The sequence below is a fragment of the Salinispora goodfellowii genome (assembly GCF_059570675.1).
Genome location: NZ_JCANTD010000004.1, coordinates 146018 through 171390, shown reverse-complemented (window position 1 = coordinate 171390; position 25373 = coordinate 146018). Strand labels below are relative to the sequence as shown.

Sequence of the window (25373 nt, the reverse complement as noted above, 5' to 3'; positions counted from 1 at the left end):
GTACAGCAGAGGGGGGTGGCAGCGGTGACGCTGACCATCGGAGTGGACGTCGGTGGCACGAAGGTCGCAGCCGGCGTCGTGGACGACACGGGCACGGTGCTCGTGCAGACCCGACGGGACACTCCCGCGGATGATGTCGGCAAGACCTGTGACCTCATCGTCGAGGTGGTCCGAGAGCTGGCCGAGGGGCGGGCGATCGAGGGGGTCGGCATCGGTGCGGCTGGCTGGATCGACGCCAGTCGATCAACTGTGCTCTTCGCCCCGAACCTCGCCTGGCGGGACGAGCCGCTGCGCGCGTTCGTCAACGACGCCACCGACCTGCCGGTGATCGTGGAGAACGACGCCAACGTGGCCGCCTGGGCAGAGTTCCGCTACGGTGCGGCCCGCGACGCCGAGGACTCGATGGTCATGTTCACCATCGGCACCGGGGTCGGCGGCGGCATCGTGCTCGGTGGCGAGCTGGTGCGTGGCGCGCACGGCATCGCCGCCGAGCTGGGACACATGCTCAGCGTGCCGGACGGGCACCAGTGCGGCTGCGGTCGGCTGGGCTGCATCGAGCAGTACGCCAGCGGCAGCGCCCTGGTGCGCTTCGCCCGGGCCGCAGCCCGCCAGGAACCGCACCGTGCTGCCGCCCTGCTGGCCTGTGCCGGTGGTGACGTTGACGCGATCACCGGCCGGATGATCACCGTCGCGGCGCAGGACGGCGACCCGGTCTCCATCGAGGCTTTCGCCCAGGTCGGCCACTGGCTCGGCAGCGGTCTCGCCGACCTGGCGCAGATCCTGGACCCGCAGGTGTTGGTGGTCGGCGGTGGCGTCGTCGAAGCCGGTGAGCTGCTGCTGGGACCGGCCCGCTCCGCCTACACCGAGGCGCTCGCGCAGCGGGGCCGGCTGCCGGTGGCGCAGGTCTGCCCCGCCAAGCTCGGCAACGACGCCGGTCTCATCGGCGCTGCGGACCTCGCCCGTCGAGGCTAGGACGGGGGCCGGTAGCGACGCCGGGCGGCTCAGTGTCGCAGTGGGTCCGGGGCGTGGCACCCACCGCCAGCAGGACGACGCGGGGAAGCGCTGCTGGCGGTGGTGCCCGACGGACGGCCGGCCGGTCGGGCTGGACATTGGGCATCCGATGTGGGCAGGATGCTGCGCGACCTGGCATCCGTGCCGCACCTAAGGAGATGCCTCGGTGACCACCTCCACCGATCACGGCCGGCCCGACCCGGAGTCGAGCACCCTCGACCTGGCCCGGGAGGGCCGCTCCGTCTCCGACCGCGGTGAGACTGTCTGCGTGATCGGGGCGGGCCCGACCGGGCTGACCGCGATCAAGAATTTGACCGAGCATGGGTTCGGCGTCGACTGCTACGAGCGGGAGACCGGAGTCGGCGGGGTGTGGAACTGGCGGCACGACCGCAGCCCGGTCTACGCCAGCACGCACCTGATCTCGTCGCGTCCGTTAACCCAGTTCCCCGACTTCCCGATGCCGGACGACTGGCCGGACTACCCGCACCACAGTCAGTTGCTGTCCTACCTCGAGCGCTACGCGGACCATTTCGACCTGCGCCGGCACGTCTGGTTCGGTACGGAGGTGGTGCGGGTCGAGCCGGTTGACGGCGACCGGTGGGACGTCACGACCCGCAGCACCGGCGGCTACGGCCCGGAACGGACCTCCCGGTACGCCGCGGTGGTGGTCGCCAACGGCCACAACTGGTCGCCGAAGCTACCCACCTACGAGGGCCTTGCCGAGTTCCGTGGCGAGGTGATGCACGCCTCGGCCTACCAGGATCCGGCGCAGTTACGGGGCAGACGGGTGCTGGTGGTCGGAGCGGGCAACACTGGCTGCGACATCGCTACCGAGGCAGCCCAGCAGGCCGCCCACTGCTGGCACTCCGCCCGCCGTGCCTACTGGTACGCACCGAAGTATCTCCTCGGCCGCCCGGCTGACCAGCTCAACGACCTGATGCTGGCGCTGCGGGTGCCCCGGCGGCTCCGGCAGTGGCTCTTTCACCGCCTCCTCCGGGCGAGTGTGGGGGATCTGACCCGTTTCGGTCTGCCGCGGCCCGACCACCGGATGCTGGAGACGCATCCGATCGTGAACAGCCAGCTTGTCTACTATCTGGGCCATGGCCGAGTCACTCCGGTGCCGGAGGCCGTCCGTTTCCACCCGGACTCCGTCGAGTTGGCGGATGGCCGGCGGGTCGATCCGGAGCTGGTCGTCTTCGCCACCGGCTACCTGCCGCGGTTCGAGTTTCTCGACCCGAGGATCCTTGGCGCCGATGGCACGACCGGGCGTCCGGTGCTGTGGCTCAACGCCTTTGTGCCGAATCATCCGACCCTCGCCGTGGCTGGCCTGGTGCAGCCGGATTCCGGCATCTTTCCGCTGTCCCACTGGCAGAGCGTGCTCTTCGCCCGGTTGCTGCGGCTGCGGGAGACCCGGCCCAGCAAGGCGACAGCCTTCGCCGCCACGGTGACCGCGCGGGCGGGGGAGCGCTACTCGGGACCGGTCAAGGAGAGTAGCCGGCACTGGTTCGAGGTCGGTCACGCCGACTACCTGCGCGCCCTGCAGCGCGCCCTGCACGACCTGGAGGCCAAGTGAGGGCGAGGAGTGAGCTTGCGAGCCCCGCAGTCGCGAGCGGAGGGTGGGGTTGGTGAGGGCGAGGAGTGAGCTTGCGAGCCCCGCAGTCGCGAGCGGAGGGTGGGGTTGGTGAGGGCGAGGAGTGAGCTTGCGAGCCCCGCAGTCGCGAGCGGAGGGTGGGGTTGGTGAGGGCGAGGAGTGAGCTTGCGAGCCCCGCAGTCGCGAGCGGAGGGTTTACCCGGTGAGCCAGCAGGTGCGGATCATGCGGGGGCGGGAGTGGGCTCGCCCGGTCCGTCCGGTGCGGCGCGAGGTGCTCGAGGCCACCCCCGGGCTGGATGAGGGCCGACCGCCGTTGTTGTTCGTTCCCGGCTTCGGGCACGGTGCGTGGGCGTTCGCTGAGCACTGGTTGGGGCACGCCGCCGAGCGCGGCTTTTCTGGGTACGCGGTGAGTCTGCGTGGGCAGGCTGGCAGTGGACCGGCGCCGGAAGCCACGCTGCGGGCGTACGCCCACGACGTGGTGCAGGTGGCCGCGAATCTGCCCCGCCGGGCGGTGCTGGTGGGGCATGGGGCCGGGGCGCTGGTGGTTGCGCACGCCATGGCCCGCTACCCGGCTCGGGCCGCCGTGATGGTGGCCCCGGTCTTCGGCGGTTGGGCGACGGCGTTCACGGCGCTGCGCCGTAACCCCCTGGGTACGCTGCCCGCGCTCGTTGGCGGCCGGCTGCGGTGCAGCCGCGCCCAGTTGTTCGGTCGGGAACTGCCCCGGGACGAGGCGCGGCGGCACCTGTCCCGGCTGGGCCGCCCCGCCCGGCGTGCCCAGTGGCAGCTACTGCTCGGGCGAGAGCCCGAGCCAGCTGTGGGCGACCCACCGGTGTTGGTGCTCGGCAGCCCGGAGGACCGGGTCGTGCCGCACCCGGTGCTCACCCGGGCTGCGAGACGGTACGGCTCGGCCCCGCTGCTCTTCCCCGGCATGAGCCACGACCTGATGCTGGACGCCCGGTGGCGGGAACCGATCGACGGGATCCTCGACTGGCTGGAGAAGGAGCCGTCCGGCGGCTGAGCCCGGGTCGGTCAGCGGGTGGTACCGAGTCGGTTGAGCAGGGCGCTGTCCTGGTCCAGAGCGGTCAGGTAGGAGCGAGCCCAGGCGTGGATGTCGTGTTGGCGCAGGTGCGTCCGCATCGCTCGCATCCGCTCGCGGATCTGCTCCGGCTGGGCCCGCAGCGCCGCGAGCAGTCCCTGCTTGAGGCCTTCCAGGTCGTGTGGGTTCACCAGGTACGCCTGGGCCAGCTCGGCGGCGGCGCCGGCGAACTCACTGAGCAGCAGCGCGCCGGTGTCGTCTACCCGGGCGGCTACGTACTCTTTGGCGACCAGGTTCATGCCGTCCCGGAGCGGGGTCACCGCCATCACATCTGCGATCCGGTAGAGCGCGGCCAGCTCGGCGCGGCCGAAGGGCTGGGTCAGGTAGTGGATGGCCGGCTCGCCGACGCGGCCGAATTCGCCGTTGATCCGGCCGACCTCGCGCTCCACCCGTTTGCGGAGGATCTGGTACTGCCCCACTCGCTCGCGGCTGGGCACCGCCACCTGGACCAGGACAGTGTCCTGTACCTTGACGTGCCCGTCGGCGATCAGCTCGCTGTACGCCTTCAGTCGCTGCTCGATGCCCTTGGTGTAGTCCATCCGGTCCACGCTGAGGATGACGCGCTCCGGGCTGCCCAGGTCACGGCGGAGCCGGCTGGCGCGGGCGGCGACGTCGGGCCGGTCGGCCAGGGCGGCCAGCTCAGCGGTGTCGATGGAGACCGGGAACGAACCGACGCGGACGATCCGGCCGTCAACGGCGATTCGATGGTCGGTGGCCGGCAGCCCGAGTACCCGGTCGGCGAGCTGGGCGAAGTTGTGTGCCGCTTGGGCGCGCTGGAAGCCGACGAGGTCGGCGCCGAGCATTCCGCGGAGTAACTCGGCTCGCCGGGGCAGCTGCATGAACAGCTCCGGCGGTGGGAACGCCACGTGGAGGAAGAAGCCGATTCGCAGGTCCGGGCGGAGCGCCCGGAGCAGGCTGGGCACGAGCTGTAGGTGGTAGTCCTGCACCCAGACCACGGCGCCGGGCTCGGCCACCTCGGCGACGGCTGCCGCGAACCGTTGGTTGACTCGCTGGTACGCCTCCCACCAGCGGCGGTGGTGCTCCGGCTGTTCAACGGCGTCGTGGTAGAGCGGCCAGAGCGTGGCGTTGACGAAGCCCTCGTAGTGGTCACGCAGATCGTCGGCGGTGAGCGGCACCGGGTGCATCCGGACACCGTCGACGTCGGGCAGCGCCGGTGCCGGTCCGGTGCCACCCGCCCACCCCACCCAGGTGGCGGGTGTCTGCCGTAGTGGTGAGTGCAGGGCGCTCACCAGGCCACCGGGGCGGCGGCGCCACTCGCAGGCACCGTCCGGCGCCGTACTGTCGTCGATGGGGAGGCGGTTGGCGACCACCACCAGGGAACTCTGTCGCACCTCGGACGTTTCCGATCTGCCGGAGACCGCCGTAACAGGGGATAGGGTCGGCAGCCGGCGGAGGGGGGATGACGGACAGCAGTATTCCTACTAACCGTAAGTTACACCACTGTTACGTCTCAGCTCCCGAGTGGGTGCCTGGTCGGCCCGCAATCGGTGGGGCGGATTGCAATTTTCGGTGCGGGGCGCCGCGGTGGGTGGGCCTACGGGGTGGTGTGACTGCGTGACTCGGGCAGGAGGCCCAGCTCAGACCACGGCGCCGTCGTCCGGGTCGTGTTCGTCCCGGTCGCCGGGGCGGAGCCGGCAGATCAGGGTGACGAAGCCGGCGAGGATGCCGGTGAAGCCGAGCAGCGTGACAATCCCCGGGTCTACCGGGAGTAGCTCCGGGTACAGGAAGAGCAGGAAGCCGACCACGATGGCCAGGATTCCGAGCACGGCGTACTTGGAGATGCGGGGCAGCGGTGGGGGTGGGGGTGGCGTGTACCGCTCCGCCTCCTCCTGCTCGTCGTCGGGCAGGCCCGCGCCGAAGGTGTCCAACCCGTCGAGGAGCGATGGCTCCTCCTCCCGCCCTTGGCTGACAGTGACGCCGGAGACATCCGCCGCGTAGGGCAGTCGCCGCGTGTCGGTGGAGGTCCGGCCGGCCCGGTCGTCGTCCACGTCCTCGGCAGCCGGCCACCGGTTGTCACCGCCGCTGGCGGAGGTGGTGTGGAACCCGGCGACTATCCGTGCCCACTCGGCCTCGATGTCGGGCTCGTTGTCCCGGGTCCGGTCGGTGCCACCTTCGTCGGCGAGTTGGCTGAGGTAGTCCCGGGCGGTTCGCAGGTGGGAGCGGTCCACGTACAGCCGGTCGATCGGCCGGGGTGGGACGGTGGTGGTGCGGGTGACCGGGTTGAGGTCGGCCGAGGGTTGTAGGTAGGCGGCGATGCCCCCGGCGGCGAGCACGTCCAGAAGATGCTCACCGACCCGGGGATCCACATCGCCAGCGACCACGTAGTCACTTGCGTCGATCCCGTTGTCCCGCCGTCCCCGGCGGGCCCCACCCGCTGACACCGGACAACCTCCTCTTCGCGCGCCGGGGGCGCGCTCCCGAAGCCCTCTCGGCGTCTGTGCCCGCCGTGCCTTGAATCGTGACATGCCGGGGACCGGTTGCGGGAGTGCGTTCGCTCGCCTCTTGCGATCGGAGCAATCGCGGGCGGGCCCGGCCGGGGCCGATCGCCCACCCCGGCCCCGATCGTACGTGCCGTCAGCGCTCGCTCATGCCGGCGCGGCGGCGCAGCGACGCCACGTCGGTCACCACGATCCGGCGGCCCTCGGTGCGCAGCCAGCCCCGGTTGGCGAAGGAGCCGATCGCCTGGTTGACGCTCTGCCGGGAGCCGCCGGCCATCTCGGCGAGCTGGCTCTGGTTGAGCTCAATGGTGATCATTGGGGCCTGGCTCTCGCCAGCCAGGCGGACCAGCGTCTTCGCCACCCGTCCGGGCAGGTCGAGGAAGACGTGGTCGGCGTTCTGCTCGGTCAGCCGGCGGATCAGGCTGCCGAGGGAGCGCATCACCGCGTCGAGGATGCGCGGATTGGAGTGCACCAACTCCATGAAGGCCCCCCGGGACAGGGCGAGGGCCGCGCAGTCCTCGATTGCCTCGGCGGACGCAGATCGGGTGGAGGCGTCCAGCAACGAGACCTCGCCCAGCACTTCCGGCGGCCGGATCACCGACAGCACCGCCCGCTCGCCGGTGGGAGCCGTGCGAAATACGGCCACCGCGCCGCGGCGTAGCACGATCAGGGACTCGCCCGGGTCGTTCTCCACGAAGAGCAGCTGCCCCTTGCGGTAGGTGCGTGGCACCGCCGCCGAGATTACCCGTTGCCGGGCTTCTGGCTCGAGGCCGGCGAACATCTCGACGCCCGTGAGCGCGTCACCTGGCTCCGGTAGGCGCACCTCCACGGCCCAACCCCTCCCCGGTCAAGGACCCTTGACTCGCTCCCGGGTGAACCTGACAGGGACTGCCGAGGTACTCCGACGCCTCCGGTAGCGGTACACATCAGATCATGACGGCCTGGTTGCTTGCTGTACAGCCCTCAATTCGTTTGCGTGACCTTCGAGGCCTATCCGATACCGGTTCTGACCTGCGAGGACGCGGAGCATTCCGGCCGGCGGCACCCACCCCGGCCTGGTCGTGGCGGCGTACGCCAAGATGGCGTTGATGGTTTATCGCTACTTTTATGACTGCGAGTTCATCGAGGATGGCCGCACCATCGATCTGGTGTCGATCGGCGTCGTCGATGAGTACGGCCGTGACTTCTACGCCGTCTCCACCGAGTTCGACGACTCCCGGGCGGTGCCCTGGGTACGTCGTAACGTGCTGAGTCAGTTGCCGTCGCCGGCGGATCGGGCCTGGCGGTCCCGCGCCCGAATCCGGGACGAGCTGGAGGAGTTCCTGTTGGCGCCGGTCCGGGGTCGTCCGGGCGAGCAGCTGGAGCTGTGGGCGTGGTACGCGGCGTACGACCACGTGTCGCTGGCGCAGCTGTGGGGGGCGATGCCAGCACTGCCGCGGCAGATCCCGCGCTTCACCAAGGACCTGCGCCAGCTCTGGGACGACCGGGGCTGTCCACCGTTGCCGGACGCGGACGCGGCGCGGCATGATGCGCTGGTGGACGCGCGACACAACCTGGCTCGGTGGCAGGCCATGACCGGATCGGGTCGGACGGGATCGGGTCGCCGTTGATCAGATCGCGCTCCGGGGCTGGGCTACCGCCTGGTTCCCAGGGGCGCGGTGTCGGCGCGCACCGGACGGGACTACAGTTCGCAATGACGGCCCGCCCCGGGCCGGCAATGGCGCCGATGGTCTGTTTCGACACATATCCTGGGGCTTAACCGGGCTTTACCCAATTGTTCCCAGGAGGATGAGCAGATCATGCGTATCGGCGTGCTCACCGGCGGCGGCGACTGCCCCGGTCTCAACGCGGTCATCCGGGCGGTGGTTCGGAAGGGCGTGGCCAACTACGGTCACGAGTTCGTGGGCTTCCGGGATGGCTGGAAGGGCCCGCTCGAAGGGCTTTCCCGCCCGCTGGGGATCGCGGAGGTGCGGGGTATCCTGCCGCGTGGCGGTACGATCCTGGGCTCCTCCCGGACCAACCCGTTCAAGATTGAGAACGGCGTTGAGCGGATCAAGGAGAACCTCGCCACGCAGGGCGTTGACGCGCTGATCGCGATCGGCGGCGAGGACACCCTCGGTGTCGCCACCAAGCTGCACGAACTCGGCGTCAACGTCATCGGGGTGCCGAAGACGATCGACAACGACCTCGGCGCCACCGACTACACCTTCGGCTTCGACACCGCGGTCAACATCGCGATGGAGGCCATCGACCGGCTGCACACCACCGCCGAGAGCCACCACCGCACCCTGGTGGTTGAGGTGATGGGCCGGCACGCTGGCTGGATCGCCCTGCACGCCGGTCTCGCCGGTGGCGCCAACGTGATCCTGCTGCCGGAGCGGCAGTTCGACGTGAACCAGGTCGCCGGCTACGTCGAGAAGCGTTTCCAGCACCAGTACGCCCCGATCGTGGTGGTCGCCGAGGGCGCCCACCCGCTCGAGGGGCAGATGGTCCTGCACAACCAGGAGCTGGACGCCTTCGGTCACGTCCGTCTCGGTGGCGTCGGCCAGTGGCTCGCCGAGCAGCTCGAAGCCAAGACCGGCAAGGAAGCCCGTACCGTCGTGCTCGGCCACATCCAGCGCGGTGGCACCCCGACCGCCTTCGACCGGGTGCTCGCCACCCGGCTCGGTCTCCAGGCGATCGACGCCGTGCACGAGGGCGACTGGGGCAAGATGGTGGCGATGCAGAGCACGGACATCGTTCGCGTGCCGCTGGCCGAGGCCACCCGCGAGCTGAAGACCGTGCCGCTGGAGCGGTACGCCGAGGCCGAGGTCTTCTTCGGTAGCTGATCGTCAACCGGTGCGCGGTGGGCCCACGGCCCATCGCGCACCGGCCTACGCTGGAGGAGGTACGGCCGATGGCGGACACCGTGCACCCGGTCGCGGTCATCGGGGCTGGCAAGATCGGCGAGCTGGTGCTCTCCGGCCTGCTGCGCTCCGGCTGGCCGGCGGAGCGGCTGTTGGCCACCACCCGGCGGCAGGCGCGGGCCGAGGAGCTGGCTCTCCGCTACGGCGTACGGGTGGTCGACAACCACACCGCGGTCGCCGAGGCCGAGGTGCTCGCGATCGCGGTCAAACCGCAGGACGCGGCGGCGTTGCTGGACGAGATCGGACCGAAGATTCCGGCCGAGAAGCTGGTTGTCTCGCTCTGTGCCGGCCTGCCCACCAGCTTCTTCAGTCGGCGGTTGGCCGCCGGTACCCCGGTGGTGCGGGTGATGACCAACACTCCGGCCCTGGTTGACGAGGCGATGTCGGCGATCTCCGCCGGGGAGCACGCCACCGCCGCGCACCTGGCCCTGGCCGAGGAGATGTTCACCCCGCTCGGCGGGACCTTGCGGGTACCCGAGTCGCAGCAGGACGCAGTAACCGCGTTGTCGGGTTCCGGGCCGGCGTACTTCTACCTGCTGGTTGAGGCGATGGTTGACGCGGGCATCCTGCTTGGCCTGCCCCGGCAGGTCGCCCACGAGTTGATCGTGCAGACCGCGATCGGGTCGGCGGTCATGCTGCGCGACTCCGGCGAGCACCCGGTCAAGCTGCGGGAGGCGGTGACCTCGCCCGCCGGCACCACCATCTCCGCCGTCCGCGAGTTGGAGAAGCACGGGGTGCGGGCGGCGCTGCTGGCCGCCCTGGAGGCGGCCCGGGACCGGGCCGGGGAACTGGCCGCGCAAGCCGACTGAGCGGCAACGGACACCGGTGGGATGCCGCACCGGGAGCAGGCCGGGGCTGACCGCCGCCGGGACGGGAGCGGCCCCGAGGGGCACCCTCGGGGCCGGCGGCGGGGCCGACCACCGTGCCAGCGGCCGGCCCCGGAATCGTTACCGGTCCTTACACTGCCCGGAGGTAGGTCCCCGCACCGAGTTCGGCACCCCGTTGTCCGTGGGTGCGACGGTGTTGCGGGAGCACGACAGGGGCCCGTCGACCGACGCCGCCGCGATCACCGGCGCCTGGTTCTGCGTCAGGACCACCGGTCCGGCGACGGTGGTGCGTTCGATGCTCACCTCGCCGGTCACCTGGGACACCGCCAGCGGCCCTCCGAGCTGGACCTCCCGAAGTACCACCGCCTCGGCCCGGTTGGCGGCGACCGGACCGGAGATGGTCGAGTCAACCGCGTGGAGCGCGGCGCCGGAGCGCACCGTCACCGGCCCGTTGACGGTCGCCTCGGACAGGCACGTCACCCCGGAGTCGATCTTCAGAGGGCCCTTGACGGTGCCGCTCACCGTCTTCGTGCACTCCGGTGAGGTTGTGGCGAGCAACTCGACCTCGGCGAGGACGGGGACGGAGTCGCCGCTCTCGGGCGTGAGCCGGTAGTGCAGGTACCGCCCAGGCCGGTCTACGGCGAAGGACCGGGTCTGCAGTCGCCAGGTGAACTCCGCACCGGCACGACTGTCGATGGTGGTCCAGGTGTCTCCGTCGTAGGAGCCCTGCAGCTGCCAGCCCACCGGGTCGGTCCCGGTGTCCGGCCCCGACGTGAGGGTGTAGTGCGTGACCCGCTCCGGGGCGCCCGCTACCGCCCACCGCACCGGCGCCGCCACCGGAGCCGAGGTGGTGGAGGTGTTGTCGGCCAACGCCGCGGGACCACCGGTCACCGCGATGTCGGACATCGGTCGGGGGGCCGCACCGGAGGGGGTGAGGGACGGGGGGAGGTCCGCTTCGCCGCTGCCCCAGGAAGACGGCTGCGAGCCCATGGTGAAGTCCAGCACCGCGCCACCGGCCAGCACCTCGTGTGAGATCGAGGTCTGCTGGTGCGGCTTCCCGTTGACCTTGAGGCCCTGCACGTAGACGTTGTCGGCGCTGTTGTTCGGCGCGTTGACGACGATCTTCTTACCGTTGTCCAGGTGCACGGTGGCCTTCGTGAACAGTGGTGAGCCGATCACATAGTTCTCGCTACCCACCTGGAGCGGGTAGAGGCCCAGCGCGCTGAACAGATACCACGCCGAGGTCTCGCCGTTGTCCTCGTCGCCAGCGTACCCCTGGCCGATCTCACTGCCGATGTACAGCCGGGACAGCACCTCTCGGACGATCTTCTGCGTCTTGGCCGGCTGGCCGGCGTAGTTGTACATCCAGGGAATGTGGTGCGACACCTGGTTGCTGAAGCCCCACATGCCCAACCGGACGTCCCGGGCCTCCCGCATCTCGTGGATGATCCCGCCGTACGAGCCGGGGAAGGTCCCCGTCTCCGGCGTGGCGAAGAACTCGTCCAGCTTCTCGGCCAGCGCCTCCCGCCCTCCGTACAGGCTGGCGAGGCCGGCGCCGTCGTGCGGGACGTGGAAGGCGAAGTTCCACCCGTTGGTCTCGGTGTAGTCGTGCTCGTGCCCCCACACGTGCGGCTCGTACGTCTCGGGCGTCGACTTCCACTGCCCGGACGCGTCGCGCCCCTGGAAGAACTCGATCGCCGGGTCGAAGGTGTGCGTGTAGTTGAGCGCCCGGCTGCGGAAGTACTCCGCCTCCTCCCGGTAGCGGGACCGGTCGGCCTCCGGGGTCTCCGGGTCCTCGGCCAGCTCGGCGGCCATGTTCGCGATGCCGAAGTCGTTGAGGTAGCCCTCCAGCGCCCAGGAGACGCCTTCGGAGACCGCGGTCGAGGTGTACCCGTGGAAGATCGATTCCGGTAGGCCCTTCCGGCCGACGCTGCTGTTGTTGGCGTTCCCGGGTGGCACGACGGTGGCGTTGCGCACCGCCGCGTCGTACGCGGCCCGTACGTCGAAGTTGCGCACCCCCTTGACGTACGCGTCGGCGAACGAGACGTCCGAGCTGGTGCCGGTCATCAGGTTCCGGTAGCCGGGGGCCGACCACCGCGACACCCAACCACCGTCCCGGTACTGCTGGACGAAGCCGTCAACGAGTTCACCGGCGGTGGTGGGGCTGAACAGCGCGTACGCCGGCCAGGTGGTGCGGTAGGTGTCCCAGAAGCCGTTGTTGACGTACACCTTTCCCGCCACCACGTCCGCGCCGGTCTCGGTTGGTGTGGTCCCCGGCGGCAGCGTGCTGGAGGTGGACGACTGCACCGCGTGCTTCCACACCGGAGCGGTTGCCGTTCCGATGTTCTCATGTGCGGAGTTTGGGTAGAGGAAGAGCCGGTAGAGGTTGGAGTACAGGGTCACGAGTTGCTCGTCGGTAGCACCCTCGACCTCGATGACCTTGAGTTTGTCATCCCAGAGGTCCTGGGCACGGGCGCGGACGGTGTCGAAGGTGTCGTTTTCGGCGATCTCCAGTGCCAGGTTCTTCCGAGCCTGGTCGAGGGAGATCAGCGAGGTGGCGATCCGTAGTGTTACGACCTTCGACGTTGAGGTGTCGAAGGCAAGGTAGCCGGTCACGTCGTCGCCACCGCCACCGGTCAACCCACCGTGGGCGACGACGGGGCGGTCCACCGTGCCGTAGACGAACATCCGGGTGGCGCCGCTGCCCAGCCGGGTGTCGGAGTAGCCGGTCACGGTTCCGTCGGGGTTGAGGGTCAAACCGCCCTGGTTGTTGAGGTTGTCGAAGATCAGGTTGCCGTGGTCCCCGGTGAAGGTGAATCGGAACATCGCCGCGTGGTCGGTGGGAGTGATCTCCGTCTTTAGCCCGTTGTCGAAGGTCACGCCGTAGTAGTGGGGCTTGGCGGTCTCGTTGACATGGTGGAAGGCCAGTGCCCGCGCCATTCTGTTGGCGTTCGGTTTGTCGCTGGTCGCCGCGGGCATGACCTGGAAGGTCTGCCGGTCACCGATCCACGGGCTGGGCTCGTGGCTGGCGGTGAACGCCTGGATCGTCGGCCGGTTGTCGGCGTTGTTGTCCCGTTGGTATTGGTAGACCCAGCTGTTCGAGCCGGCGTCGGTCATCGGCGTCCAAAAGTTGAAGCCGTGCGGCACCGCGGTAGCCGGGAAGGTGTTCCCCCGGGAGAAGTCTCCGGTGGAGTTGGTCCCGCGGGTGGTCAACGCGTAGTCGGAGAGCCGGTCGTAGGCGGGGCGCTCGGGGTCTCCGGTCACGCGGATGTCGTCCACCCAGCCCCGGAAGGTGCCGGAGCCGATGCTGCTGTCGTACCCGATCAGAATCCGGTCGATCCGCTTCCCCGCGGCCACCGCACCGAGGGACGATCGTTTGCTGTTCCACTGGTCGGCGTAGAGCGACTTGGTGGTCCCCTGCTTCGACGGGTGTAGACCGAAGCCGTACTGGTCAAACGGGTTCAGGTCGCTGAGGTAGGTGCCGTCGTCGAAGGCCAGGTCGACCGCGGCGTAGGTGCTCGGATAGTCGAGATCGCCCTGGGTCAGCTCGGGGAAGATCAGGTACGACAGTTCGCTGGTCGCGGTGACGTCGATGGCAACATCGAAGATCTTGTTGTAGGCGTAGCCGCGCCCGTCAACGGTCTGTCCCCCCGAGTAGCGCAACGCGTGTTCGCCGCTCCAGCCAGCGTTGGCCTTGGCGGTGGGGCTTCCCGCGGGCCCGTTGTCAACGACGCTGTACATCGGGGTCGGCGGCTTTGGGGTGGTGTCGCCGTTGGAGAGCTGGAGGTCCGCCAGCTGGACGATGTCTGCACCGTGGTTGGCCGTGATGTCCAGGCGGTAGTGCGAGTACTCGGTGTCGTTGCTGAACCGGTACTCCTTGGTCTGGAACCGTTCGGGGAAGTCCTGCCCGGTCTGGGCGTCGAGGGTGACCCAGGTGTCGCCGTCGGTCGACCCCTGTAGCTCCCAGTCCTGCGGGTCCCGCTCCGGTACGTCGTTGGCGGAGGTGAGCGCGTAGTGCACCACGGTCGCCGGCGTCTCGAACTGGGCCCGTACCCAGCCGGTGGGCTCGAAGACCAGCCACTTGGTGGACGCGTCATTGTCGATTACCCGCCGGACGGTTTCGTTGGGCGGGTTGTCACCGTTGGCGGTTACCTCGGCAATCGTGTCATTGATGTTGCCGGGGATTCCGCCGGAATCTGGATTCCCGGTTACGCCGGACATCTTGGGTTTTCCGGCCGCGTCGGTTTCCACGGTGTTGGTCCACGTCGGCTGCGAATCGTCGGAATCGAACGAGGAGAAGAAGTCGGTGTCGAGCGACGGTGCCGCCGCTGCTGGCAGTTGGGTGCCCGGTATCGCCAGGCCAACCGCGAGCACGGTGGCGATCGCCCTCCGGTGTCTACCCACGTGATCCTCCAGGGGTTCGTCAAGCGTGCGGGGGGTCACGCTTGAGGGTCGGAGAAAGCGTGTCGGCAGTAGACAACGTTGTCAATAGGTTGATGAATGTCTTGGGTGGGCCTCCGGTGGCGCGATTCATGATCGCCGGGCCGGGGTGGCGGCAATAGGGGAAGTTAAGTGGCTTTTTGGCCGGTCGCGTCGTGATGCCATCGTTACTTTTTCGTAGCTGGGCCGACGTTGACGAGGACTAGCCGCAGCGAAAGTGTGGTGGCTCTCAGACAACGATGTCATCCCCAGCGGGAGGAAGCATGGGCAGGATGCGTAGGGCGGCCGTCGCCGCGGTCGGGGCGCTCGCGTTGCTGTCGCCCGCCGCTTGCGGTGGTGCCGACAGCGGTGCCGACCAGGAGGTGGAGGTCTTCACCTGGTGGGCCGACGGGGGCGAGAAGGCCGGCCTCGACGGTCTGGTCGCTGCCTTCGACGAGCAGTGCGACTACTCGTTCGTGAACGGGGCGGTAGCCGGCGGCGCCGGTTCGAACGCCAAGCAGGTGCTCGCCTCCCGGCTCCAGCAGGGCGACGCGCCGGACACCTTCCAGGCCCACGCCGGTGCCGAGCTGTCGGACTACATCGCGGCCGGCCAGATCGAGGATCTCAGCGGCCTGTACGAGGAGTGGGGCCTCACCGAGGCGCTGCCGCCGGGCCTGCTGGACAACCTCAGCGTGGACGGCAAGGTCTACTCGGTGCCGGTGAACATCCACCGGTCGAACGTGCTCTGGACGAACAAGTCGGTCCTGACCGACGCCGGTATCACGGCCGAGCCGACGACGCTGGCCGAGCTCTTCACCGCGCTCGACACGTTGCAGGCAGCGGGCGTGGGCGCACCGCTCGCGATCGGCAAGGACTGGTCCCAGCTGATGCTGCTGGAGACGGTCCTGATCAGTGACCTCGGCCCGGAGAGCTTCACCGGCCTCTGGACCGGTGCGACCGACTGGAACAGCCCCGAGGTCACCCAGGGCCTGGAGAACTACAGGCGGCTGCTCAGCTACACCAACACGGACCGGGACACCAACGACTGGACCGACGCCGGCAAGCTCCTCATGGCCGGCAAGGCCGGCTTCTTCCTGATGGGGGACTGGGCGCCAAGCGACTTCGAGACCAAGGGCTTCACCGACTTCGGCTACCTCGCGTTCCCGGGCAACGGGGACACCTTCCAGTGGCTGGCCGACTCCTTCGTGTTGCCGCAGGGGGCGAACAACCCCGAGGGCACCAAGTGCTGGCTGAAGACCGTCGGCAGCGCCGAGGGGCAGCAGGCGTTCAACATCAAGAAGGGCTCCATCCCGGCCCGTACCGACGTCAACGAGGCCGACTACCCCGCCTACCAGCAGTCGGCCATCCAGGCGTGGAAGACCGGCACGCAGGTCCCGTCCTGCGCGCACGGTGCGGCCTGCTCGCAGGGCGCCGTCGAGGCGGCGAACTCCGCGATCGGCAAGTTCTCCAGCGACCAGGACCTGGCGGGGCTGCAGCAGGCCATGTCCGCCGCCGCCGCGCTCGGCAAGAACTAGAAACGGCTCGCAGTTTCGGTAACCGCACGGCTGGGGCTCTCGCTCGGTCGTGCGGTTACCGGTACCGGTTGACACCCGTCCGCCCGAACCCACCAGGAATCTGCCATGCTTGCTCGCGTCCGGCGTTGGGGACCCGGCCTTTTGCTGATCTCCCCCTCGTTACTCCTGCTTGGAGTGTTCGTCTACGGCCTCATCGGTTGGACGATAAAGGTCTCGATGTCGGATCGGCACACCGCCGCCGAGTCGGACGGATTCGTCGGACTGAGTAACTATGTTGATCTGTTCACCAACGACATCAATGGCCGGTTCCTGCACTCCCTACGGAACCTGCTGATTTTTACCGTCGTCTTTCTGCTCGGCACGATGCTGTTGGGCCTGCTCTGGGCGTTTCTCCTGGAGCGCGGGGTTCGGGCAGAGGGGCTGTTCCGGACGGTCTACCTGTTCCCCATGGCGGTCTCGTTCGTCGCCTCCGGTGTGGTCTGGCGATGGCTGATGAACTCCGGGCAGGGCGACGACGCTGGCGGCCTGAACGCGATCTTCGGGAAGCTGAGTCTTGACTTCCTGCAAAACCCTTGGTGGACCGACCCGGAATGGGGCATGGTCGCCATGGCGGTCCCGGCGATCTGGCAGCTCTCCGGCTATGTCATGGCGCTGTTCCTCGCTGGGTTCCGCGGCATCCCGGCGGAGCTTCGCGAGGCGGCCGCGGTCGACGGGGCCAGCACCTTCCAGCTCTACCGGCGGGTACTCTTTCCACAGCTGACCCCGGTGGCGCTCTCCGCGTTGATCATCGTCGGGCACATGTCCATGAAGATGTTCGACCTGATCATGTCGGTCTCCGGCGCCCAGTGGCTGACCGAGGTACCGGCCGTCTACGTCTGGCAGACCCTGTTGACCAGTGACTACGCCAAGGCCTCGGCGATCTCGGTGATTCTGTTGCTGCTGGTCGCGCTGGTCATCGTGCCCTACCTGGTGCAGACGATGAGAACGGAGCGACGTTCGTGACCACCACGACCACCCAGCGGACGTCCCCACCGGCCGTCGCGGCGCCGCCCCCACCGCCTCGCCGTTCCACCGCCGACGTGGTCGGGCGCACCCTCCGGCACGGCGTGCTGCTGCTCTTCCTGCTCATCGTGCTGATGCCGGCGTACGTCCTCGTCGTGACCAGCTTCAAGTCGGGCTCTGACATCGGCGTGAACGGGCAGTGGAATCTGCCCGAGCAGTGGAGCACCGAATCGTGGGCCAAGGCGTGGGCGGCCCTGGGGCCGTCGTTCGTCCGGACCTTCCAGCTCGCCATTCCGGTCGCGTTGATCTCTTCGCTGCTCGGTGCGGCGAATGGCTTCGTCCTGTCCCGGTGGCGGTTTCCCGGTGCGGACATCGTGTTCACCCTGATCCTGTTCGGGATGTTCATCCCCTACCAGGCGGTGATGATTCCGCTGCGGGAAGTGGTCGGCACCCTCGGTATCGCGCCGGGTATTCCAACGCTGATCTTCGTGCACTGCGTCTACGGCATCCCGATCTGCACGCTCATCTTCCGTAACTACTACGCCACCACGGTTCCGGTGGAGATGGTCGAAGCCGCGTGGGTCGACGGGGCGGGCCTCATCCGTACCTTCCGGTCGATCATTCTGCCGGTTTCCATTCCGGGCTTCGTGGTCGCCGTGATCTGGCAGTTCACCTCGGCGTGGAACGACTACCTGTTTGCGATCTTCCTTTCCAACACCCGTAATGGGCCGATCACGATCGCGCTCAATGCGCTCGCGGGAGCTCAGTCCCCCGACTACGCGGCCTCAATGGCCGGGGCGCTGATCACCTCGCTGCCCACTCTGGTTGTCTACGTATTCCTGGGTCGCTGGTTCATCGGTGGCCTCATGGCAGGATCGGTGAAGAGCTGACATGACCGAACATCTCTCCGGCCGGCGGCCGACGCGAACCGGCCCGACCCCGGACACCGCCCATCAGCAGCTCCTCGCCAACCAGCGCGACGCGCTGCTGCGCGCTGCCCGCGCCTCGGTTCGGCCCGAGGGAGGGTTCTGGTGGTTGGGCGAGCACGGCGAACCCGACCCGCGCCAGCCGCTGCATACCTGGATCACCTGTCGGATGACCCACGTCTTCGCCCTGGCGCACCTACAACAGACCCCGGACACCGCCGACACGGTCGACCACGGCGTCGCCACGCTGCGCAGTTCCCTGCGGGACGCGCAGCACGGCGGCTGGTTCAGCGCCGTGGAGTTGGGTGGGGAACCGGTTACGGACCGGAAGTCCGCGTACGAGCACGCCTTTGTCCTGCTCGCCGCGAGCAGCGCGACCCGCGCCGGCCGGCCCGGCGCCGGCCAGCTCCTGGCCGAGGCGATCACGGTGGTGGGCGAGCGGTTCTGGGACGAGACCGCCGGTCGAACCCGGGAGTCGTGGAACCGGGACTTCTCCGAGCTGGAGCCCTACCGTGGTGCGAACAGCAGCATGCACATGGTCGAGGCGTTCCTGGCCGTCGGGGAGGTCACCGGGGACCGGCGCTGGGCGCAACGCGCGTTGGCGATCTGCGAGCACCTGGTGCACGGGGTGGCCGCCCGACACGACTGGCGGCTGCCCGAGCACTTCACCGCCGACTGGGAACCGCAGCTGGACTACAACCTGGACCAGCCCGCGGACCCCTTCCGGCCGTACGGGTCCACGGTGGGCCACTGGCTGGAGTGGGCGCGACTGCTGCTACACCTCGAGACCGCGCTCGTTGCACCACCGCACTGGCTGCTCGAAGACGCGCGTGCGCTCTTCACCGCGGCGGTCACCCGGGGCTGGTCGGTTGACGGGGCGGATGGATTTGTCTACACCCTCGACTGGTCGGACCGGCCAGTGGTTCGATCCCGGATGCACTGGGTGCTGGCCGAGGCGATCGGGGCGGCGGCGACCCTCTGGCGGCGCACCGGCGACCACTACTACGAGCACTGGTACCAGACCTTCTGGGACTACGCCGTCCGCCATCTCATTGATCCGAAGACCGGAGAGTGGCACCACGAGTTGGACGAGCTGAACCAGCCGGCGAACCGGGTCTGGCACGGCCGCCCCGACGTCTACCACGCGTACCAGGCCGTCCTGCTGTCCTCGGCGCCGACAAAGCCCAGCCTCGCGGGTCTGTACGACCCGATGGGGACCGATCAGGTGGAGGTAGACCGGTGATCGCGGTTGTTGGCGAGGCGCTGGTCGACCTGGTCGCCGAGGACACGGCCGGGAGCTATCGGGCCGTACCCGGCGGCTCACCGGCCAACGTCGCACTCACCCTGGCCCGGCTCGAGCAGCCGGTCCGGCTGCTCGCCCGGCTCGGTAGCGACGGCTTCGGCCAGCGGATCCGGGGCCACCTGCACGCCAACGGAGTCGACCTGGCCTGGGCGATTTCCGCGGTCGAGTCAACCTCACTGGTGGTCGCCACGCTCGACGACTCCGGCCAGGCCACCTACCAGTGCTACCTGACCGGGACCGCCGACTGGCAGTGGACCGCGGCCGAGCTACCGAGCTTCGAAGACACCGGGCTAACCGCCCTGCACTCCGGCTCCCTGGCGCTGGCCCTGGCGCCGGGCGCGGCGGTGGTGGAAGATCTCTTCGCCCGGGAACGAGACCGCGGGGCGCTCACCCTGTCGATCGACCTCAACCTGCGTCCCACCATCGTCCCCGACCGCGCCGGGGAGCAGCGCCGGGTGCAGCGACAGGTGCGCTCCGCGCACCTGGTCAAGGCGAGCGAGGAGGACCTTGACTGGCTCTACCCAGAGCGCACGATCGAGCAGGTCATGGCCGAGTGGCGGGCCGCCGGGGTGGCCTGCGCGGTGGTGACGCGCGGCGCTGCCGGCAGTTGTCTGCTGGCGCCGGACGGGGCGATGTACCGACAGCCAGCCCGGCGGGGCAAGGTGGTCGATACCGTCGGTGCGGGCGATTCGTTCACCGGCGGCCTGCTCGCCGCCCTCGCGGACTTCGGTGCGCTGGGCGACCAGCCCGGTGCCCGTCTCGCGGCCGTCACCCCGAACCAGTGGCGCCAGGGGCTACACCAGGCCAGCACCGTCGCCGCGCTCACCTGCGGCCGGCGGGGGGCTGACCCACCCACGCTCGCCGATGCCGTCGCGGCGCTCTCCCCGGGGCCAGCGTAGCGATCTGGGCCCGGCCGGCGGGAGCGTCGGCCGGGCCTCGTTGGTGCTCGGCGGCGGGCTGACGTCAGCGCCGGCCGCGGTGAACCAGCTGCGTCGGCAGGACGGAGGTCGATGGCCACGACCGGTCTCCACCGATGCGTTCGAACAGTTGCTCCGTCGCGATCCGTGCCAGTTCACGTTGGTCGTGGGCGATGATGGTCAACGGTCGCGGCATCAGATGGGACAGCTCAAAATCGTCGAAACCAACCAACGCCGCGTCGCTGCCTCGGCCATGAAGCTCCTGGAGTGCGCCGAGGGTGAGGCGGTTGTTGGCGCAGAAGAAGGCGGTGGGCTGGTCGGCGAGGCCGAGCATGTCGGCCACCGCCCGGCTGGCCTGCTCTGGACCCGCTATGCCACTCCGCACCAACGCCTCGTCGTACGGGATACCGGAGCCCGACAACTCGGCCTGTACGCCGGCCAGTCGCTCCCGCATTGTGTAGACATTCAAGGAACCCAGCAATAGGCCGATCCGTCGGTGCCCGGCGTCGAGGAGTGAGCGGATTCCGGCGCGACTTCCGCCCTGGTTGTCCAGGAGGACCACATCGGCGAGGAGCTGTCCGGGCGGTCGGTCGATAAACACCGCCGGAAGGCCCATCTCCACCTCCTGTCGAAGAAATGAGTGGTCTGTTCCGGCGGGAACGACGAGCAGGCCGTCCACCCGGCGCTGGACCAGCTCCAGCAACAGCGTGCGCTCGCGGTCCGGATCCTCCTCGGAGGAGGCGGTGATCAGCAGTGTCTGGTGTGCCGCCGCGATCTCCGCTGCGACACCTGCGATCGTCGCGTAGAACGGGTTGGCGATTTCTTCGATGAGTAGGCCGATCGTCGCGCTGAGCTCTCGGGATCGGAGATTGCGGGCGATGCCGTTGCGCCGGAAGCCCAACTCGGAGACGGCAGTCATCACTCGTTCGGCAAGTTCGGGGCCGACGGTTGGCTCGTTGTTGACCACGCGGGAGACGGTCTTCAGACTCACACGGGCACGTCGCGCGACATCCACCATCGTGGGCCGTCGAGGCTGGGGCAGTTTGGCCGGGTGATGCAGCATGCGTCGTCCTTGTCGGCCCGGGTCGCAGGCTCGATGGGATGGACCGAAAGATAGCTGGACTTTACCAATCGCTCTACTGCGAACCAAACGGCTTCAGCGTATGTGCGAAATAGCCTCCCCGCGGGTGCGGGATGGGCTCCCTCCCGGGTGTGCGCTCTCCGGAGACGCTGCTTCGGGGCAGGCTGTTAGCGCAAAAGTGAATTTTCTGTCATGCCTGGTATTTCAGGCTTTATGGGTTACTCCGTTGGGTCAGGGCTGCGCCCAACAGATGTACGGACGGTTAAGCCGGCGCTATCCAGGGCGTTCGATTGCGATGTGTGCGAGCTTCTTGACGAATTTGCGGGCTGTGAGTAACGTCTCATAATCATTAAAAAGTTTCCTAACTATTTGAGGGGTGTTACATGAAGAGATCACTTCGCCGGGCCCTCTGGGCCGGTGTCGTAGTCATGCTGGCAGTCGCGGCGGTTCCGATGGCCTCTGCGTACGGGGCCGGCAGCGTCACCGCCACCTTCGACCAGGTGCAGGACTGGGGGAGTGGCCACTCGGCGAAGGTGACGGTCACCAACGGCTCGAATGAGTCGGTGAGCACCTGGCGGATCGAGTTCGACCTTCCCGCCGGGACCAGCATCGGCGTGTTCTGGGACGCCGACGTCACCCGCACCGGGAACCACTACGTCGCGGTCAAGAAGAGTTGGGCCGGGCCGCTCGCCCCAGGTGCCAGCTTCAGTTGGGGGTACAACGGGACCGGCCCCTATCGAGCACCCCTGAACTGCACAATCAACGGTGCTGCCTGTTCCGGCGGGTCCGCCCCACCGACCACGTCGCCCCCGACCACGTCACCTCCGACGACCGCGCCCCCGACCACGCCGCCGCCAACCACGCCGCCCCCGACCACCGCACCCCCCAGTGGTGACCACAAGATCGTCGGCTACTTCACGCAGTGGGGTGTCTACGACCGCGACTACCACGTCAAGAACATCCACACCAGTGGCTCGGCATCGAAGCTGACCCACATCATGTACGCGTTCGGCAAAACGGCAGGTGGGCGCTGCGGGATCGGCGACAGCTACGCCGACTACGAGAAGGCGTACACCGCGGCGGGCAGCGTGGACGGCGTCGCCGACACCTGGGATCAGCCGTTGCGGGGGAACTTCAACCAGCTGCGCAAGCTCAAAGCGATGTACCCGCACCTCAAGGTGATCTGGTCCTTCGGCGGCTGGACCTGGTCCGGCGGGTTCACCCAGGCAGCGCAGAACCCGGCCGCCTTCGCCGAGAGCTGCTACAACCTGGTCGAGGACCCGCGTTGGGCGGATGTCTTCGACGGCATCGACATCGACTGGGAATACCCGAACGCCTGCGGTCTCACCTGTGACTCCAGCGGACCAGCCGCGTTCAAGAACGTGGTGGAGGCGCTGCGCGCCCGGTTCGGCCCGTCGGCGTTGATCACCGCCGCGATCACCGGCGATGCCAGCAACGGCGGCCGGATCGACGCTGCCGACTATGCCGGCGCGGCGTCCACGCTCGACTGGATCATGGCCATGACCTACGACTACTTCGGCGCCTTCAGCCCGCAGGGTCCGACCGCCCCACACTCGCCGCTCTACTCGTACTCCGGTATCCCACAGCAGGGCTTCTGGTCCGACGCGGCGATCCAGAAGCTGAAGAGTAAGGGGGTCTCGGCCGACAAACTGCTGCTCGGCATCGGCTTCTACGGTCGAGGTTGGACCGGTGTCACCCAGACAGCGCCAGGTGGCACCGCCACCGGACCCGCCTCCGGCACCTACGAGGCGGGCTTTGATGACTACAAGGTTCTGAAGAACACCTGTCCGGTAACCGGAACCGTCGGCGGTACGGCGTACGCCAAGTGCGGCAACAACTGGTGGAGCTACGACACCCCGTACACCATCGGCGGCAAGATGACCTACGCGAAGAATGAGGGTCTCGGCGGAGCGTTCTTCTGGGAACTCTCCGGTGACACCACCAACGGTGAGCTGATCAGCGCCATTGAGGGTGGTCTCGGCTAGCCCGGCCGACGCCCGATCGACCCGGGCGGGGGAGGGGCCACGGATCGCTCCTTCCCCGCCCGTGTCGGTGGGACCGTCGCTCCGCCCGGTGTGACAGACTCGCCGGTCGACGGTCGGAATCCATGGCGTTCGGAGGTGGCATGCGTACGGCGTACCGGAGGCTGGGGCTCGGCGTGCTCGGTGGGAGTTTGCTGGCGACGCTCCTCGGCTGCAGCGCGGATGAGCCGACGGAGTCCGCCGAGCAGGCGCCTGCGGTCGAGGGCGCGACCAAGGCGCGGGAGCGGGTGCAGGCATACCTTGATGCGGTAGCGGTCAAGGACGTGGCTGCCGGGCGTAGCCAGTTCTGCGCGGTGATGCATCCGGCGTTCGATGCTGTCGCCACCGGACCGAGCGGCGACTTCGCTGACCACTTTGAGGTGTCGCAGGCGCAGATTACCGAGGTCGGGCCCGGTCCGCGGGGTGAGGAGGTCAGCGCGACGGTGTCGGTGACCTCCGGTGCGGAGGAGCTGGTCCGCCCGCTGCTGTTCACGGTGACCCGGGACGGGGCTGATTGGTGTATCGCGAGTGAGACGCCCGGCAGTACGGCGTCCGCCTCGACCGGGACTCCTGAGCCGACCGAAACCCCCTGATCTTGGCTGTCCCACGGCCGGCGCCCGACTCGGCTCGAGATTGGTGACGGATCTCTCACCTGGCGGAACAGCCCCCCTCGCGGGTTTGGTGCCGGACCCGTCGCCGTAGGCTTTCTGGTATGCGCCAAGAATGGCATCAGCTGAGCCATCCCGCTGTCGGTAGTCCGGTGCTGCAGACCAGCCGGCCAACCATCGATTCCGCCGAGGACGCTGCCCTCGGTCTGGACCGTTGGCGGGACCTGCCGCGTGCCCAGACCCCGCCCTGGCCGGACGGTGCCCAGGTCGCCGAGGTCTGCAAGGTGTTGGAGAACGTCCCGTCGGTCGTGGCCCCGTACGAGGTTGATCAACTGCGGCGCCAACTCGCACTGGTCTGCGAGGGGAAGGCGTTCCTGCTCCAGGGTGGGGACTGTGCGGAGACCTTCGCCGACAACACCGAGAGCCACCTGCTCGCCAACGCCCGTACCTTGCTGCAGATGGCGATCGTGCTGACCTACGGCGCCTCCTTGCCGGTGGTCAAGGTCGCCCGGGCGGCGGGTCAGTACACCAAGCCCCGGTCCCTGCCGACCGACGCCCGTGGCCTACCGGCCTACCGGGGCGACATGATCAATTCCTTGGACGCGACGCCGGAGGCGCGGGTCGCCGACCCGCAACGCATGATCCGGGCGTACGCGAACTCCGCCGCCGCGATGAACATGCTCCGTGCCTATCTTGCTGGCGGCCTGGCGGACCTGCACGCGGTGCACGACTGGAACAAGGGCTTCGTGCGGAACTCGCCGGCCGGCGAGCGGTACGAGGCGATCGCCCGGGAGATCGACCGGGCGCTGGCCTTCATCCAGGCCTGTGGGATGACCGAGGACGAGGCGTTGCGGACCGTCACCCTCTACTGCTCCCACGAGGCGCTTGCCTTGGAGTACGACCGGGCGTTGACCCGTGTCTCCGACAGCCGGGCGTACGGGCTCTCCGGGCACCTGCTCTGGGTGGGCGAGCGTACCCGGCAGCTCGATGGGGCGCATATTGACTTCATCTCCCGGATCGCGAACCCGATCGGGGTGAAGCTCGGCCCGACGACGAGACCGGACGACGTCATCGAGCTGTGCGAGAAGCTCAACCCGGACAATGTGCCGGGCCGGCTGACCCTGATCAGTCGGATGGGCAACCACCGGGTCCGTGACGTCCTGCCGTCGCTCGTCGCCAAGGTCACCGCCGCCGGCGCCAAGGTGGTGTGGCAGTGCGACCCGATGCACGGCAATACCCATGAGTCGTCTAACGGCTACAAGACCCGGCACTTCGACCGGATCGTGGACGAGGTGCTGGGCTACTTCGAGGTGCACCGCGGCCTGGAAACCCACCCCGGCGGGCTGCACGTCGAGCTGACCGGTGAAGATGTCACCGAGTGCCTCGGCGGTGCCCAGGGGATCGGCGATGTCGATCTGCCCGACCGGTACGAGACCGCCTGCGACCCGCGGCTGAACACCCAACAGTCGCTGGAGCTGGCGTTCCTGGTAGCCGAGATGCTCCGTGGCTGACGCGAGGAGTGAGCTTGCGAGCCCCGCAGTCGGCGGCCGGAGGGGAAGCTCCGTGGCTGACGCGAGGAGTGAGCTTGCGAGCCCCGCAGTCGGCGGCCGGAGGGGAAGCTCCGTGGCTGACGCGAGGAGTGAGCTTGCG

19 protein-coding genes are annotated in these 25373 nt (G+C 68.6%); 14 read left to right on the top strand and 5 right to left on the bottom strand.

The window, feature by feature from the left end; translation table 11 throughout:
* Positions 1-15 precede the first annotated feature (15 nt).
* From T398_RS07230 to T398_RS07220, 3 genes are all read left to right on the top strand, one after another.
* Complete coding sequence (locus T398_RS07230) at positions 16-972, top strand: ROK family glucokinase (RefSeq protein WP_496445581.1); 957 nt, start codon at positions 16-18, stop codon at positions 970-972.
* Between the two features lie 205 nt (positions 973-1177).
* The gene (locus T398_RS07225; protein WP_496445580.1) at positions 1178-2584 is read left to right on the top strand and encodes a flavin-containing monooxygenase; all 1407 of its coding nucleotides are present in this window, start codon (positions 1178-1180) and stop codon (positions 2582-2584) included.
* 220 nt (positions 2585-2804) lie between these two features.
* Positions 2805-3620: an alpha/beta hydrolase gene (locus T398_RS07220; RefSeq protein WP_496445579.1), complete on the top strand. Its 816-nt coding sequence runs from the start codon at positions 2805-2807 to the stop codon at positions 3618-3620.
* 11 nt (positions 3621-3631) lie between these two features.
* Here T398_RS07220 and T398_RS07215 read toward each other — a convergent pair whose 3' ends face one another.
* From T398_RS07215 to T398_RS07205, 3 genes are all read right to left on the bottom strand, one after another.
* Positions 3632-5050 carry an alpha,alpha-trehalose-phosphate synthase (UDP-forming) gene (locus T398_RS07215; protein WP_496445578.1) on the bottom strand — a complete coding sequence of 473 codons (1419 nt, stop codon included), beginning with the start codon at positions 5048-5050 and terminating at the stop codon, positions 3632-3634.
* 246 nt (positions 5051-5296) lie between these two features.
* A complete protein-coding gene (locus T398_RS07210; RefSeq protein WP_496445577.1) occupies positions 5297-6100 on the bottom strand; it encodes a DUF308 domain-containing protein in 804 nt (267 codons plus the stop codon).
* A gap of 193 nt (positions 6101-6293) precedes the next feature.
* Positions 6294-6986, bottom strand: coding sequence for a Crp/Fnr family transcriptional regulator (locus T398_RS07205; protein ID WP_018216422.1), 693 nt, complete (start codon positions 6984-6986; stop codon positions 6294-6296).
* A gap of 259 nt (positions 6987-7245) precedes the next feature.
* On the opposite strand from T398_RS07205, the gene T398_RS07200 reads away from it, so the two are divergent.
* The 3 genes from T398_RS07200 to proC all read left to right on the top strand — a co-directional run bounded on the left by T398_RS07200 (position 7246) and on the right by proC (position 9872).
* Positions 7246-7767, top strand: a complete 522-nt coding sequence (locus T398_RS07200) for a polyadenylate-specific 3'-exoribonuclease AS (protein ID WP_496445576.1) — start codon at positions 7246-7248, stop codon at positions 7765-7767.
* Between the two features lie 189 nt (positions 7768-7956).
* On the top strand, positions 7957-8985 hold the full coding sequence (locus T398_RS07195) for a 6-phosphofructokinase (RefSeq protein ID WP_012014478.1): 1029 nt from the start codon (positions 7957-7959) through the stop codon (positions 8983-8985).
* Between the two features lie 68 nt (positions 8986-9053).
* Positions 9054-9872 (top strand): pyrroline-5-carboxylate reductase, encoded by an 819-nt coding sequence (proC, locus tag T398_RS07190; protein ID WP_496445575.1) that lies wholly within the window; start codon positions 9054-9056, stop codon positions 9870-9872.
* Between the two features lie 138 nt (positions 9873-10010).
* On the opposite strand, the gene T398_RS07185 is transcribed toward proC, so the two are convergent.
* Positions 10011-14294, bottom strand: a complete 4284-nt coding sequence (locus tag T398_RS07185; protein ID WP_496445574.1) for a GH92 family glycosyl hydrolase — start codon at positions 14292-14294, stop codon at positions 10011-10013.
* Positions 14295-14602: 308 nt separating this feature from the next.
* On the opposite strand from T398_RS07185, the gene T398_RS07180 reads away from it, so the two are divergent.
* The 5 genes from T398_RS07180 to T398_RS07160 all read left to right on the top strand — a co-directional run bounded on the left by T398_RS07180 (position 14603) and on the right by T398_RS07160 (position 19974).
* Positions 14603-15844: an ABC transporter substrate-binding protein gene (locus T398_RS07180; protein WP_496445573.1), complete on the top strand. Its 1242-nt coding sequence runs from the start codon at positions 14603-14605 to the stop codon at positions 15842-15844.
* Positions 15845-15949: 105 nt separating this feature from the next.
* Entirely contained in the window at positions 15950-16846 is an 897-nt protein-coding gene (locus tag T398_RS07175) for a carbohydrate ABC transporter permease (RefSeq protein WP_496445572.1), read from the top strand.
* Complete coding sequence (locus T398_RS07170) at positions 16843-17736, top strand: carbohydrate ABC transporter permease (RefSeq protein WP_496445571.1); 894 nt, start codon at positions 16843-16845, stop codon at positions 17734-17736. The genes T398_RS07175 and T398_RS07170 overlap by 4 nt, the downstream gene beginning before the upstream one ends.
* Before the next feature lies 1 nt (position 17737).
* Positions 17738-19015, top strand: coding sequence for an AGE family epimerase/isomerase (locus T398_RS07165; RefSeq protein ID WP_496445570.1), 1278 nt, complete (start codon positions 17738-17740; stop codon positions 19013-19015).
* Positions 19012-19974, top strand: coding sequence for a carbohydrate kinase family protein (locus T398_RS07160; protein WP_496445569.1), 963 nt, complete (start codon positions 19012-19014; stop codon positions 19972-19974). The genes T398_RS07165 and T398_RS07160 overlap by 4 nt, the downstream gene beginning before the upstream one ends.
* Positions 19975-20038: 64 nt before the next feature.
* On the opposite strand, the gene T398_RS07155 is transcribed toward T398_RS07160, so the two are convergent.
* Positions 20039-21055, bottom strand: coding sequence for a LacI family DNA-binding transcriptional regulator (locus T398_RS07155; RefSeq protein ID WP_496445568.1), 1017 nt, complete (start codon positions 21053-21055; stop codon positions 20039-20041).
* Positions 21056-21456: 401 nt separating this feature from the next.
* Between T398_RS07155 and T398_RS07150 the strand changes: the two genes are divergently transcribed.
* The 3 genes from T398_RS07150 to T398_RS07140 all read left to right on the top strand — a co-directional run bounded on the left by T398_RS07150 (position 21457) and on the right by T398_RS07140 (position 25234).
* On the top strand, positions 21457-23079 hold the full coding sequence (locus tag T398_RS07150) for a glycosyl hydrolase family 18 protein (RefSeq protein WP_496445567.1): 1623 nt from the start codon (positions 21457-21459) through the stop codon (positions 23077-23079).
* Between the two features lie 140 nt (positions 23080-23219).
* Positions 23220-23708 carry a nuclear transport factor 2 family protein gene (locus tag T398_RS07145; RefSeq protein ID WP_496445566.1) on the top strand — a complete coding sequence of 163 codons (489 nt, stop codon included), beginning with the start codon at positions 23220-23222 and terminating at the stop codon, positions 23706-23708.
* Positions 23709-23827: 119 nt separating this feature from the next.
* A complete protein-coding gene (locus T398_RS07140) occupies positions 23828-25234 on the top strand; it encodes a class II 3-deoxy-7-phosphoheptulonate synthase (protein ID WP_496445565.1) in 1407 nt (468 codons plus the stop codon).
* The last annotated feature ends 139 nt before the right edge of the window (positions 25235-25373 follow it).